The sequence below is a fragment of the Streptomyces sp. CC0208 genome, from assembly GCF_003443735.1.
GTDB classification, from domain to species: Bacteria; Actinomycetota; Actinomycetes; order Streptomycetales; family Streptomycetaceae; genus Streptomyces; species Streptomyces sviceus.
The window spans coordinates 3,644,356-3,658,054 of record NZ_CP031969.1 but is presented as its reverse complement, the minus strand read 5'-3'; the positions used below and the strand labels follow the sequence as shown (position 1 = coordinate 3,658,054).

The window sequence follows — 13,699 nt, the reverse complement described above, 5'->3', positions numbered from 1 at the left end:
GCTGGGGGAGTGTCAGCCCTTGAGCGCGGCCTCGATCGACTCGGCGATCGGAGTGGCGGGACGGCCGGTCAGCCGGGACAGGTCGCCGGAGGTGACGACCAGCTCGCCCTTCTCGATGGAGGCGTCGACCCCGGCGAGGATCGCGGCGAACGGCCCGGGCAGCCCGGCGCCGGTCAGGATCCCGGTGTAGGCCTCGACGGACACGGCGTTGTAGGCGATCTCCTTGCCGGTCTGCCTGCTCAGCTCGGCCGCGTACTCGGCGAAGCCCCAGGGCTCGTCGCCGCCGAGCTCGTACGTCGTGTTCTCGTGCCCTTCGCCGGTCAGTACGGCGACCGCGGCGGCCGCGTAGTCGGCGCGCGAGGCGGTGGAGACACGGCCGTCACCGGCGGCCTGGACGACCGCGTTGTACTCCAGGACGGGGGCGAGGTTCTCCGTGTAGTTCTCGTTGTACCAGCCGTTGCGCAGCAGCGAGTAGGGCAGACCGGAGGCGAGCAGCGCCTTCTCGGTGGCCCGGTGGTCGTCGGCGAGCGCGGCGGTCAGAGTGCCGGGGGCGCTGGTGTACGCGAGGAGCGCCACGCCCGCGGCCTCGGCGGCGTCGATGACGACCTGGTGCTGGGCGGGGCGGCCCTTGTCGAACTCGTTGCCGGAGATCAGCAGGACCTTGTCGCCGGCCGCGAAGACGCCGTCGAAGGTCTCGGGGCTGTTGTAGTCGGCGACGGCTATCTTCACGCCCTTCGCCGCGAAGTCGGCGGCCTTCTCCGGGGTCCGGACGACGGCGGTGACCTGCTCGGCGGGAACCTTCTCGAGCAGCTGCTCGACGACGTGACGGCCGAGGTGTCCGGTGGCTCCGGTGACGACGATGCTCATGATGTGCGGTCTCCTTGTGGGGTGCGGTGGCACTAACCATAGGAGAAGCGCTAACTCTTGGAAAGTACCCACTTTGAAGTAAGGTACTGGCATGGCAGTAAGTGCAGTGAGCCCCTTGACCTCGTCCGGCGAGGCGATGTGCCCCCACCGCCTCGTCCTGGAGCACGTGACGAGCCGCTGGGGCGTCCTGGTCCTGATCCAGCTCCTCGACCGCCCCCACCGCTTCAGCGAACTGCGCCGGGCGATCGGCCGGGTGAGCGAGAAGATGCTCACCCAGACCCTCCAGACCCTCGAACGCGACGGCCTGGTCCACCGCGACGCCAAGCCGGTGATCCCCCCGAGAGTCGACTACTCCCTGACCGACCTCGGCCGCGAGGCGGCGGAACAGGTACGGGGGCTGGCGGAGTGGACCGCGAAGAGGATGTCGGCGGTGCAGGGGGCACGCGAGGCGTACGACGCGCGAAGGGGCGGCGCCGGTCAGTGACGACGCACGCGGGGTTCACTCGGTTCGGCCACCGGGCGGCGTAAGCGCCCCGACCCGGGCAGGGCTGTCGTCGTCCCTGTCCATGTGTGACCTGGGGGTTCGCCTTGGACGTACAGAATCCACAGGCGCGACGGACGGGCCCCGCGGCGCGCAAACACGTCGGCCGGATTCGCGGACCGAGCCATCGACGCTCCCTCCCTCGCCGTGGTCATCAGCAGCCTGGAAGACCTGTCCGAGGGAAAGCACCGGCAACCGTCGGACGCCCGGACGTGGCGACTGCGAATCCATCCTGACGTGGGAACGACAAGGGCCCGGATGCCGTGTGCGCATCCGGGCCCCGCTGTTGCCAGGGGCGGTCAGCCCACCACCGTCCAGGTGTCCCCGCCGGCCAGCAACGCCGCCAAGTCCCCCTTGCCGTTCTGTTCGATCGCCGCATCCAGCTGGTCCGCCATCTGCGTGTCGTACACCGGCCGGTCCACCGAGCGCAGAACGCCGATCGGGGTGTGGTGCAGCGTGTCCGGGTCGGCCAGGCGGGACAGGGCGAAGGCGGTCGTCGGGGACGACGCGTGTGCGTCGTGGACGAGGATCTCCGCCTCGTTCGACGCAGTCACCGGCACCACCTTCAGGTCACCTGTCGCCGCGTCCCGGACCACGCCCTTGGACAGGTCCGTGCCGAAGCGGATCGGCTGCCCGTGTTCGAGGCGGATCACCGCCTCCTCGGCCTGCTGCTTGTCCTTGAGGGCCTCGAAGGCGCCGTCGTTGAAGATGTTGCAGTTCTGGTAGATCTCGATCAGCGCGGTGCCGGGGTGGGCGGCCGCCTCCCGCAGCACCGACGTGAGGTGCTTGCGGTCCGAGTCCACCGTCCGGGCCACGAAGGACGCCTCCGCGCCGATCGCCAGGGACACCGGGTTGAAGGGCGCGTCCAGCGACCCCATCGGCGTCGACTTGGTGATCTTGCCGACCTCTGAGGTGGGGGAGTACTGCCCCTTCGTGAGGCCGTAGATCCGGTTGTTGAAGAGCAGGATCTTCAGGTTGACGTTGCGGCGCAGGGCGTGGATGAGGTGGTTGCCGCCGATGGAGAGGGCGTCGCCGTCACCCGTCACCACCCACACCGACAGGTCCCGGCGCGAGGCCGCGAGACCCGTCGCGATCGCCGGCGCCCGCCCGTGGATGGAGTGCATGCCGTACGTGTTCATGTAGTACGGGAACCGCGACGAGCACCCGATGCCCGAGACGAAGACGATGTTCTCCTTGGCCAGCCCCAGCTCCGGCATGAAGCCCTGGACCGCCGCGAGGATCGCGTAGTCACCGCAGCCGGGGCACCAGCGGACTTCCTGGTCGCTCTTGAAGTCCTTCATGCTCTGGCGGGCCTCGGCCTTGGGGACCAGCTGGAGTGCTTCGATCGTGCCCGTGCCTTCCGTGGACGTCTCAGCCATCGATGGCCTCCTTGAGAGCCGTGGCCAGCTGTTCGGCCTTGAACGGCATGCCGTTGACCTGGTTGTAGCTGTGCGCGTCGACCAGGTACTTCGCCCGCACCAGCGTGGCGAGCTGTCCGAGGTTCATCTCCGGGATGACGACCTTGTCGTACGCCTTCAGCACCGCGCCCAGGTTGCCCGGAAAGGGGTTGAGGTGGCGCAGATGGGCCTGAGCGATCGACTCGCCGGCCGTCCGCAGGCGCCGTACCGCCGCCGTGATGGGGCCGTACGTCGATCCCCAGCCCAGCACCAGCGTGCGCGCCTCATGCGGATCGTCCACGTCCAGATCCGGTACGTCGATCCCGTCGATCTTGGCCTGGCGGATACGGACCATGAAGTCGTGGTTGGCCGGGGCATAGGAGATGTTGCCCGACCCGTCCTCCTTCTCGATCCCGCCGATGCGGTGTTCGAGGCCGGGTGTGCCGGGCACGGCCCAGGGACGGGCCAGGGTCTGCGGGTCGCGCTTGTAGGGCCAGAAGACCTCGGTGCCGTCGTCCAGGGTGTGGTTCGGGCCCTGCGCGAACTGCACGGTCAGATCCGGGAGTTCGTCCAGCTCCGGGATCCGCCAGGGCTCGGAGCCGTTGGCCAGGTAGCCGTCCGAGAGCAGCATCACCGGCGTGCGGTACGTCAGCGCGATCCGGGCCGCCTCCAGCGCCGCGTCGAAGCAGTCTGCCGGGGTGCGGGGGGCGACGATCGGCACCGGCGCCTCGCCGTTGCGCCCGAACATCGCCTGCAGCAGGTCCGCCTGCTCGGTCTTGGTCGGCAGACCCGTCGACGGGCCGCCTCTCTGGATGTCGATGACGAGGAGCGGCAGCTCCAGGGAGACCGCGAGCCCGATGGTCTCCGACTTCAGGGCCACGCCCGGCCCGGAGGTCGTCGTCACCGCCAGTGAGCCGCCGAAGGCCGCGCCCAGCGCCGCGCCGATGCCGGCGATCTCGTCCTCGGCCTGGAAGGTCCGTACGCCGAAGTTCTTGTGCTTGCTCAGCTCGTGCAGGATGTCCGAGGCCGGGGTGATCGGGTACGAGCCCAGGAACAGCGGCAGGTCCGCCTGGCGGGACGCGGCGACCAGTCCGTAGGACAGCGCCAGGTTCCCGGAGATGTTGCGGTAGGTGCCGACCGGGAACGCCTTCGTGGCCGGGGCGATCTCGTAGGAGACGGCGAAGTCCTCGGTCGTCTCGCCGAAGTTCCAGCCGGCCCGGTACGCCGCCAGGTTCGCCTCGGCGATCTGCGGTTTCTTCGCGAACTTCGTCCGCAGGAACTTCTCCGTGCCCTCGGTGGGCCGGTGGTACATCCACGACAAGAGGCCGAGCGCGAACATGTTCTTGCTGCGCTCGGCCTCTTTGCGACTGAGGTCGAAATCCTTGAGGGCCTCGACGGTCAGCGTGGTCAGGGGGACCGGATGAAGGCTGTACCCGTCGAGCGAGCCATCCTCCAGCGGCGAGGCCGCGTACCCCACTTTCTGCATCGCCCGTTTGGTGAACTCGTCCGTGTTGACGATGATCTCCGCACCGCGAGGCAGGTCGGCGATGTTGGCCTTCAGGGCGGCCGGGTTCATGGCCACGAGCACGTTCGGCGCGTCACCCGGAGTGAGGATGTCGTGATCGGCGAAGTGGAGCTGGAACGAGGAGACACCCGGCAGGGTTCCGGCAGGGGCCCGGATCTCGGCGGGGAAGTTGGGAAGGGTGGACAGGTCGTTGCCGAAGGACGCGGTCTCCGAGGTGAAACGGTCCCCGGTGAGCTGCATCCCGTCACCGGAGTCGCCCGCGAAACGAATGATCACCCGGTCGAGGCGGCGGACGTCCTTCACGCCGGCCTCGTTGCGCTGCTCTCCCACGACGGCTTCGTCGGCCTGCTCCGCTGGGCTGCTGACCTGACTGGTCACTGAACTGGACCTCCCTCTGGGCGGCTGTTCGGGAGCGGCCTTCCCGCAGGCCTTCCCAGGATCAACCCTACGACCGCGAGGGTCGCCTTCCCTCGGTCATTCGCATGATGAAAGCGGTTTTGAGACGGTACGACGCCCCGACTTGTCACGATTCACTCGCCCCCCGGCGCTTTCCTTGAAGACGCTCCGTCATCGTTCTTCGGTTCTTGGTCTCGCCCCCGGTCCCGGCCCCGCTCCCGTCCCGGTGCGGGTCAGGAGTTCAGATAGGTCAGCACCGCCAGCACCCGCCGGTGGTCGCCGTCGCTCGGGGACAGCCCCAGCTTCAGGAAGATGTTGCTGACGTGCTTCTCCACGGCCCCGTCGCTCACGACGAGCTGCCGCGCGATCGCCGAATTGGTGCGCCCCTCGGCCATGAGTCCCAGGACCTCCCGCTCCCGGGGCGTGAGATGGGCGAGCACGTCCTGCTTACGGCTGCGTCCCAGCAGCTGGGCGACCACCTCGGGGTCGAGGGCGGTACCTCCCTCGGCCACCCGCACCACCGCGTCCACGAACTCACGCACCTCCGCGACCCGGTCCTTGAGCAGGTACCCCACCCCGCGGCTGGACCCGGCCAGCAACTCGGTGGCGTACCGCTCCTCGACGTACTGCGACAGCACGAGTACCCCGAGTCCGGGATGCGCCTTGCGCAGTTGTACGGCGGCTCGCACGCCCTCGTCCGTATGGGTCGGAGGCATCCGCACATCGGCGACGACGACATCGGGCAGCTCGCCCTGGTCGTCCAGCTCGCCGATGGTCTTGATCAGCGCCTCCCCGTCGCCCACACCGGCCACGACGTCGTGCCCGCGGTCGGTCAGCAACCGGGTCAGGCCCTCCCTCAGCAGCACTGAATCCTCGGCGATGACCACCCGCACCCTGTCCTCCACGACTCTCGGCCCCCCAGCCCACTGCCTGCCCACCTGCTGGACAAGTCCAGCATTCCAGCATTCGGATGCGGGCGGGCGCGGGCAACGGGAATAGGGCCCGGGAATCCGAACAAAGAGCCGAGAACGGGGGGTGATGCACGGAATCCGGCCATGTTTTGCGGTGGGGAGGTGGCGGGGGCATGGCTGTTCCTGGGGCGGGGTGGGTGGCCTTGCGTGGAGGGCGACCGTTTGAAGGGCGGGGAGCCGGGGCTGCGCGGGGAGCCGGGGTGGCGCGGAGAGCCGGGGCTGCGGTCTGGCCGGCCGCAGCCCTGACCCGGCTCCACGCGGCCTGGCTCCACGCGGCCTGGCTTCACGCGGCTTGGCTCCAGGGGGCTGGCTTCACGGGGCCTGGCTCCGCGCGGCTTGGCTTCACGGGGCCTGGCTCCGCGCGGCCTGGCTCCGCGCGGCCTGGCTCCAGGGGGCCTGGCTTCACGCGGCCTGGCTTCACGGGGCCTGGCTTCACGGGGCCTGGCTTCACGCGGCTTGGCTCCGCGCGGCTTGGCTCCGCGCGGCTTGGCTCCGCGCGGCTCGGCTCCTGCGCGGCCTGGCCCCACGCGTCCCGGCTCCTGCGCGGCCGGGGCTCCTGCGCGGCGCAGCCCAGGCGGCCCGGCCCCGTGTGGCCTGGCTCTTGCGTGGCCCGGCCCCACGCGGCGCAGTCCCACGGGGCCCGGCCCCACGCGGCCTGGCTCTTGCGTGGCGCAGTCTCGTGCGGCCTGGCTCTTGCGTGGCGCAGTCTCGTGCGGCCTGGCTCTTGCGTGGCGCAGCCCCGCGCGGCGCAGTCCCAACGGCCCGGCTCCTGCGCGGCGCAGCCCCGCGCGGCCGCAGTCCCGGCCCAGCGCGGCCCCCGCCCGGCGCAGCGCCAGCCCCGCCTCCACGGCCGGCACCACTCACCGAATCCCCCGCGCCGGGCGGCAGCGGCCGGCACCACCAACCGAATCCTCCGCGCCCGGCGGCAGCCCCGGGGGGGGGGGGGGGGGGGGGGGGAGAGGCATGAGTAAGGGCGGCGGGGCGAAGACACCCCACGGCCCCCTCACCCCTCACCCTTCACCCCTCACACAACCCCCGTCACACCCGCTCGCTCCGCCAAGGCAGCTCCGCCGTCACCCGGGTCGGTCCCCCGACCGGTGAGTCGACGACCAGGATCCCGTCCACCGCGTCCAGGCGTTCCGCGAGCCCCGTGAGGCCGGACCCGGAGGACACGTCGGCTCCGCCCACCCCGTTGTCCACGACCTGCAGCATGAGCCGGTTCTCCACCCGCCACACATCCACCGCGGCGAACGTCGCCCGGGAGTGCTTGCTGATGTTCTGCAGCAGCTCGGACACCGTGAAGTACGCGATCCCCTCGATCGCCGGCGCCGGCCGGGCCGGCAGATCCACCTCCACCTGCACCGGCACCGTGCACCGAGAGGCCACCGCCGACAGCGCCGCGTCAAGACCCCGGTCGGTCAGCACCGCCGGATGGATCCCCCGCGCCAGATCCCGCAGCTCCTGGAGCGCCGTCTTCACCTCGCCGTGCGCCTCGTCCACCATCCGCGCCGCCGCCGCGGGATCCTCCGTGAGCTTCTCCTTGGCCAGCCCCAGATCCATGGCCAGAGCCACCAGCCGGGCCTGCGCCCCGTCGTGCAGATCCCGCTCGATCCGCCGCAGATCGGCCGCGGCCGTGTCGACCACGACCCCCCGGTCCGACTCCAGCTCCACCACCCGCGCCGACAGCCGGGTCGGCCCCAGCAGCCCGTGCACCATCACCCGGTCCACCGTCGTCAGCGCCCGCACGATCCACGGCGTGGCCAGCGTGAACAACAGCCCCACCAGCGCGGTCACGCCGATCTCGAACGGGTTGTTCAGATAGATGTGGTGGGTCTCGTCGCCGTAGAGCTGAAGCCCGTCCTGACCGACGTACGCCGGGAAGACCCAGAACCACAGCGGATACGTCAGCAACGCCCAGCCGTACACCCAGAAGTTCACCGCCACGGCGAACGAGAAGATCGCCCACGGCAGGTGCACCACGGAGTACAGCAGCGTTCGCCACGACGTCCCGCTCTTGAGCACCGCCCCGATCCAGGCCATGAACCCGGGCTTCCGCATCCCGAGCGGCTCCGGATCGCCGACCTCAAGACCCAGCAGACCCCGCGCCCGCGCCCGCTCCAGCGCCCCGAGCCCACGGCATCCGGCGAGCCCGGCCGCGAAGACCGGAATCCCGAGGAAGGTCACGAGCAGGCCCGCGCCGAGCGAGATCATCGTGACGGCGTACGTGAACATCACGATGCTGATCGGCAGGCTCAGCAGCACATAGCCGAACTCCCGCCAGGTCCGCCCCTCGAACGGCGCCCGCAGCCCGGCCGGCACCCGGTGCCGCCGTACTGTCTCGGAGAACCCGAGCCCACTGTCGTACCCGTAGTCCGTGGCCATCGACGTCGTCCTTCTTCTCTCGTCCCGCGCCTGTGGTGTCGTACCTCCACCCTGCTGGGCCGCGGCTCAACGGACCATGGAGGCCGTCGGCGTCTTGGAAGGGGGGTTTTCCCCACCCCTTCCCCTGGTGCTACGGCCGCTCCCGGACCCGGTCCCGCCACGGCAGCTCCGCCGTGACGACCGTCGGGCCGCCCGGCGGGGAGTCGACGACGAACAGTCCGTCCACCGCGTCGAGGCGCTCCGCGAGCCCGCGCATACCGGTGCCGCCGTCGAGCCGGGCGCCGCCGCGGCCGTCGTCCCACACCTGGATGAGCAGCCGGTCCTCCGCCCGCCACACGTCGACCGACGCCGACCGCGCGCCACTGTGCTTGCTGATGTTCTGGAGCAGCTCCGAGACGGTGAAGTAGGCGATCCCCTCGATGGCCTGGACCGGCCGCGCGTCGAGGTCGGCGGTCACCTTCACCGGGACCGTGCAGCGCGAGGCGACCGACGAGAGGGCGGCGTCGAGTCCGCGGTCCGTCAGTACGGCGGGATGGATGCCCCGCGCCAGATCCCGCAGCTCCTGGAGTGCCAGCTTCACCTCGCCGTGCGCCTCCGCGACCATCGCCTGCGCGTACTCCGGGTCCTCCAGGAGCTTCTCCTTCGCGAGACCGAGCCCCATGGCCAGGTTGACCAGCCGGGCCTGCGCCCCGTCGTGCAGATCGCGCTCGATGCGCCGCAGGTCGGACGCGGCCGCGTCCACCACGACCCCCCGGTCCGACTCCAGCTCCGCGATACGCCGTTCCAGCTCGTCGGAGGGCGACAGCAGACCGCGCACCATCGCCCGGTCGACGTTGGCGAGGCCCCGCGCGATGAACGGCAGCACCGGCCACAGCACGAACAGCGACGTCAACGTGATGGTGAAGGTGAGCACCCCCCACGGCAGCCGGATGAAGTCGTACAGCACCGTCCGCCAGCCCACGGGGTCCTTCACCGCCATCCACAGCTGGGCGAAGAAGCCGTTGCCGCCGTTCCTGGCGCGCCACGGCAGGCGGCTCGGCTCGTCCACCCGCACCCCGAGCAGCGCCCGGGCCCGCGCCCGCTCCAGCTTGCCCAGCTGCCGCGCCCCCAGCAGGCCCGCCGCGAGCAGCGGGAGCCCGATCACCGTGACCGTCAGCCAGAAGCCGGTGAAGAGCACGGTCACGACGTAGGTGAAGCCGAGGATCGACACCGGGAGGTTCGCCAGGAGATGCGCGATCTCCTTCCAGGTGTGCGCGTCGAAGGCGAAACGGGCCGGCGGCGGCCGGCCGTCGTCGGTTCCGCCGTCTCTGCCGGTGGTCACGGCACGGCTCAGGGACGTGTGGCGTTCGGTCATATGGGCTAGCGTGCCGCGCGAGACGGCCGCGCGCCATGAGGCGGACCGCCGCGGCTTGCTGGGGAAAACCCCACCTCCGGCTTTCCGTCGGCTTTCGATGGGTGACGGGCTGCTTACCGTCCCTTTATCAGGGCCTAGACTCCCGTGCGTACAGATCGTCGAACAGTGTCGTCCGTTGTTCAGCGTGTTCAGCCTGCTCAGCGTGTTCGACGTGCTCGGCGTGAGCAGTGGTTAAGCGTGTTAAGCGTGTTCAGGGTGTTCACAAGGGAGCGAGGGGCGGACGTGCCGGAACCGACCGTCGTCGATGCAGCCGTCGTCGATCCGACCGTCGTCGCGGCGGACTACTTCCAGTCGTACTCGGTCGTCGGACTGCTCGCCGTCGTCGGCGTGCTGTTCGTCGCGGTCGCCTTCGGCGCCGGACGGCTGCTGCGACCCGTGGTCCCGACCCCCGAGAAGCTCCTGACCTACGAGTGCGGAGTCGACCCCGTCGGCGAGGGCTGGGCCCACACCCAGGTCCGCTACTACGTCTACGCCTTCCTCTACGTCATCTTCGCCGTCGACTCGATCTTCCTGTTCCCCTGGGCCACGATCTTCGCGGCCCCCGGCTACGGCGCGACCACCCTCGTCGAGATGTTCATTTTCCTCGGCTTCCTCGCCGTGGGGTTGCTCTACGCGTACAAGAAGGGTGTCCTGGCATGGACGTGAACCCCGCGGCCCACACGGTTGCCGGCTCACCGGCCGACTCCGGCGCCACGGAGCCCGTTCTGCTCCCGGAGCCGAAGCGGCTGGGCGCCCTCGCCCGCCTCGCCCCCGAGCCGATGAAGGTGATCCTCAACTGGGGCCGCCGGTACTCCCTGTGGGTGTTCAACTTCGGTCTCGCCTGCTGCGCCATCGAGTTCATCGCCGCGTCCATGGCCCGCCACGACTTCATCCGCCTCGGCGTCATCCCCTTCGCCCCGGGCCCACGCCAGGCCGACCTGATGGTCGTCTCCGGCACGGTCACGGACAAGATGGCGCCCGCGGTGAAGCGCCTGTACGAGCAGATGCCGGAGCCGAAGTACGTCATCTCCTTCGGCGCGTGCAGCAACTGCGGGGGCCCCTACTGGGACTCCTACTCCGTCACCAAGGGCGTCGACCAGATCATCCCCGTCGACGTCTACGTCCCCGGCTGCCCGCCCCGCCCCGAGGCCCTGCTCCAGGGAATCCTGAAGCTCCAGGAGAAGATCGCCAGGGAGTCGCTGGGGGAGCGGTACGGGACGGCCGCGACCGGCCCGTCGACGGCTGCGCTGCAGAGCGGGCTGGTCAGGCCGCCGGCGCCGGCTCCGGGTGGGTCACCGACTCCGGGTGGGTCACCGACTCCGGGTGGGTCTTCGACTCCGGGTGAGGGGGACGCACAGTGACCGCCGTCGGCTGGCTCCCCGCCCCCGCCGAGGAACTCTTCGGCCCCGAGGCCACCGCCGAGGAGTCCTACGAGATCCTCACCGTGGACGTCCCGCCCACGACCTGGCTCACCGCACTGCGCGTCGCCCGCGACGAACTGGGCTGCACCTACTTCGACTGGCTCAGCGCCGTCGACGAACCCGGCACCGGCTTCCGCGTGGCCGCGCACGTGGCAGCCCTCGCGCCGGTACGACGCCTGCTCCTGCGCACGACGATCTCCCACGACACCCCGGTGCTGCCCACCGCCGTCGACATCTACGCGGGCGCCGCCTGGCACGAGCGCGAGACCCACGAAATGTTCGGCGTCACCTTCGAGGGCCATCCCTCCCTGGACCACCTCCTGCTGCCGGAGACCTTCGAGGGCCACCCCCTCCGCAAGGACTTCGTCCTGGCCGCTCGCGTCGCCAAGGCCTGGCCCGGCGCCAAGGAACCGGGCGAGTCCGAACACGGCGGCCCCAAACGCCGCCAGATGCTCCCCCCAGGAGTCCCCGACCCGAACGAATGGGGCCCCCTGAAGGGCCAACTCCCCCCGGCCCCCACCCGCCCGTCCCGCGGCCCAGCCCGCACCCCCGGAGAACGCCCCACCCGCACCCCGGCCGAACGCCCACCCACAGCCGACCGCCCGGTCCGCCGGGCACGTTCGGCTGCGGAGGGCTCGGCGAGTCAGGCGGAGGCGTCTGGGAGCGCGGCTGCGGCGGATGCGGCGGGGGCTGGTCCGCGTCGTGCGGGTACGGCTGCCGAGAGCTCTGCCAGTCAGGCGGAGGCCCGTGCGGCGTCGGGTGCGGCTGGGGCTGCGGGGGCCGGCCCACGTCGTGCGCGCACGGCGGCCGAGGGCTCGGCGAGCCAGACCCCGCCGGAGGCGACGGAGGACGCTGCCGCAACCTTGCCGACGGCCGTGCCTCGGCGTACTCGTACCGCTGCACAGGGCTCCGCCAGCCAGACGGCACCAGGATCCGAGGGCACCGGTGCCGGGGCCGGTGCCGGTTCGGCGACCCCGGCCGGCGGCGCGCCCGAGTCAGAGGCTCCGGCAACGGGCTTGCCTGCGTCCTCAGCGGATGCCCCGGTAAAGGGATCACCTGCACCCGAGTCGGAGACCCGGGCGTCCGGTGCACCCACACCTGCCTCCAATGCCTCTGCGCCCGATGTGCCCGCAGCGCAGCCTCCGGGAGCGGCGGCGGGCGGTGCCCCGACCGGGCCTCGTCGGGCCCGTACTGCCTCGGGCGGTTCCGCGAGTCAGAGGCCCGCCGCGACCGGCTCCGAGCCGTCGAGCGACGACGCGAGCCCGAGCGTCGCCCCGCCGAAGCCTCCCGCGACTCCTCGCAGCCCGGACGCACCATGGCACCACGCCCGCCCGGCCTTCGACGTCCCGGAACCGAAGCGGCCCCCCACACCTGAGGACACCGAACTGTCCGAACCCTCTGAGCGCCCTGAGAAGCCCGAGGTGCGCAAGACCACCGAGAAGCCCCGGGCATCAACAGCCGCGGCCCCAGAAGGCGCTGCGGCTGCCGAAGAACCCACGGCTTCCGAAGGCCCCGAGCTACGGGAGGAGCAGACGCCTTCCGGGGAGCCGACCTCCGAAGAGTCCACGCACTCGGAGGAGCCCACGAGCTCCGAGGAAGCCACGACCTCAGAGAAGCCCAAGGCCCCCGAACGGCCCGGGACTCCCGAGAGGTCCCGGCCTTCCGACGTTCCTGAGGCTCCCGAGGATGCCCAGTCCTCCGACCGCCCCGAAGACACCGGCCCGAACCCCGATCCCACCGCCCCGGCCTCCAAGAACCCGGCTCCCAAGTCTCCGGCCCCGGACAAGCCCTCCACCCCCGAACCCCCCACCCCCGACAAGCCCGCAGGAGGCCCGCAGTGAACGACGCTCTCGACGTCGCCCTGCGACTCCTGATCGTCTTCGTCGTCTTCCTCACCTTCCCCCTGATCATCGGTCAGACCGAGCACAAGGTGATGGCCCACATGCAGGGCCGCCTGGGCCCGATGTACGCCGGCGGCTTCCACGGCTGGGCCCAACTTGTCGCGGACGGCGTGAAGTTCGCTCAGAAGGAAGACATCGTGCCCGCGGGCGCGGACCGCCGCGTCTTCCAACTCGCCCCCGCCGTCGCCCTCCTGCCCTACCTCCTCGTCCTCCTCGCCATCCCGATCGGCCCCGGCGAGGGCGCCGTCGGCCAGGTCGTCGACGCCGGCGTGTTCTTCGTGCTCGCCGTGATGGGCGTGGGCGTCCTCGGCTCCCTCATGGCCGGCTGGGCCTCCGCCAACAAGTTCTCCCTCCTCGGCGGTCTGCGCACCGCCGCACAGCTCCTCGCCTACGAGCTCCCCATGCTCCTCACCGCCGCCTCGGTGGCGATGGCGGCCGGCACCGTCTCCCTGCCCGGCATCCTCGACGCCTTCGAGTGGTGGTGGCTGCCCTGGCAGATCGTCGGCGCGATCGTCTTCTTCGTCGCCGGCCTCGCCGAACTCCAGCGCCCTCCCTTCGACATGCCGGTCGCCGACTCGGAGATCATCTTCGGCGCCTACACCGAGTACACCGGACTGCGCTTCGCCCTGTTCCTCCTCGCCGAGTACGCCGGAATCGTCGTCCTGTGCGGCCTGACCACCGTCCTCTTCCTGGGCGGCTGGCACGGGCCCTGGGGCGCCGACGGTCTCGGCTGGGTCTGGACCCTCCTCAAGACGGCCGTGCTCGCCTTCGTCGTCATCTGGCTCCGCGTGACCTACCCCCGCCTGCGCGAGGACCAGCTCCAGAAACTCTCCTGGACCCTCCTCGTCCCCCTCTCCCTCGCCCAGATCGCCCTCACCGGCATCGTCAAGGTGGTGATCCAGTAA

The 13,699-nt window shown here is 70.8% G+C and carries 11 protein-coding genes; 5 read left to right on the top strand and 6 right to left on the bottom strand.

Translation table 11 applies throughout. The annotated features are described in order from the left end of the window. Positions 1–12: 12 nt before the first annotated feature. On the bottom strand, positions 13–867 hold the full coding sequence (locus D1369_RS16555; protein WP_007384006.1) for an SDR family oxidoreductase: 855 nt from the start codon (positions 865–867) through the stop codon (positions 13–15). 91 nt (positions 868–958) lie between these two features. Between D1369_RS16555 and D1369_RS16550 the strand changes: the two genes are divergently transcribed. Further along, the gene (locus D1369_RS16550; protein WP_007384007.1) at positions 959–1,351 is read left to right on the top strand and encodes a helix-turn-helix domain-containing protein; all 393 of its coding nucleotides are present in this window, start codon (positions 959–961) and stop codon (positions 1,349–1,351) included. 356 nt (positions 1,352–1,707) lie between these two features. On the opposite strand, the gene D1369_RS16545 is transcribed toward D1369_RS16550, so the two are convergent. From D1369_RS16545 to D1369_RS16520, 5 genes are all read right to left on the bottom strand, one after another. Further along, entirely contained in the window at positions 1,708–2,787 is a 1,080-nt protein-coding gene (locus tag D1369_RS16545; protein ID WP_007384008.1) for a 2-oxoacid:ferredoxin oxidoreductase subunit beta, read from the bottom strand. Beyond that, positions 2,780–4,708, bottom strand: coding sequence for a 2-oxoacid:acceptor oxidoreductase subunit alpha (locus tag D1369_RS16540; RefSeq protein WP_007384009.1), 1,929 nt, complete (start codon positions 4,706–4,708; stop codon positions 2,780–2,782). Before D1369_RS16540 ends, D1369_RS16545 begins: the two co-directional genes overlap by 8 nt. A 251-nt stretch (positions 4,709–4,959) precedes the next feature. After that, positions 4,960–5,619, bottom strand: a complete 660-nt coding sequence (locus tag D1369_RS16535; protein WP_276147339.1) for a response regulator transcription factor — start codon at positions 5,617–5,619, stop codon at positions 4,960–4,962. A gap of 1,116 nt (positions 5,620–6,735) precedes the next feature. Next, positions 6,736–8,079: a sensor histidine kinase gene (locus D1369_RS16525; protein ID WP_007384011.1), complete on the bottom strand. Its 1,344-nt coding sequence runs from the start codon at positions 8,077–8,079 to the stop codon at positions 6,736–6,738. A gap of 130 nt (positions 8,080–8,209) precedes the next feature. Further along, positions 8,210–9,433, bottom strand: a complete 1,224-nt coding sequence (locus D1369_RS16520) for a sensor domain-containing protein (RefSeq protein ID WP_007384012.1) — start codon at positions 9,431–9,433, stop codon at positions 8,210–8,212. 282 nt (positions 9,434–9,715) lie between these two features. Between D1369_RS16520 and D1369_RS16515 the strand changes: the two genes are divergently transcribed. The 4 genes from D1369_RS16515 to D1369_RS16500 are packed head-to-tail and all read left to right on the top strand — an operon-like array spanning position 9,716 to position 13,699. Further along, positions 9,716–10,138 (top strand): NADH-quinone oxidoreductase subunit A, encoded by a 423-nt coding sequence (locus tag D1369_RS16515; RefSeq protein ID WP_007384014.1) that lies wholly within the window; start codon positions 9,716–9,718, stop codon positions 10,136–10,138. Beyond that, entirely contained in the window at positions 10,129–10,833 is a 705-nt protein-coding gene (locus D1369_RS16510) for an NADH-quinone oxidoreductase subunit B (protein WP_007384015.1), read from the top strand. The genes D1369_RS16515 and D1369_RS16510 overlap by 10 nt, the downstream gene beginning before the upstream one ends. Next, on the top strand, positions 10,830–12,734 hold the full coding sequence (locus D1369_RS43855) for an NADH-quinone oxidoreductase subunit C (protein WP_007384016.1): 1,905 nt from the start codon (positions 10,830–10,832) through the stop codon (positions 12,732–12,734). The genes D1369_RS16510 and D1369_RS43855 overlap by 4 nt, the downstream gene beginning before the upstream one ends. Then, positions 12,731–13,699, top strand: coding sequence for a complex I subunit 1 family protein (locus D1369_RS16500; protein WP_007384017.1), 969 nt, complete (start codon positions 12,731–12,733; stop codon positions 13,697–13,699). Before D1369_RS43855 ends, D1369_RS16500 begins: the two co-directional genes overlap by 4 nt.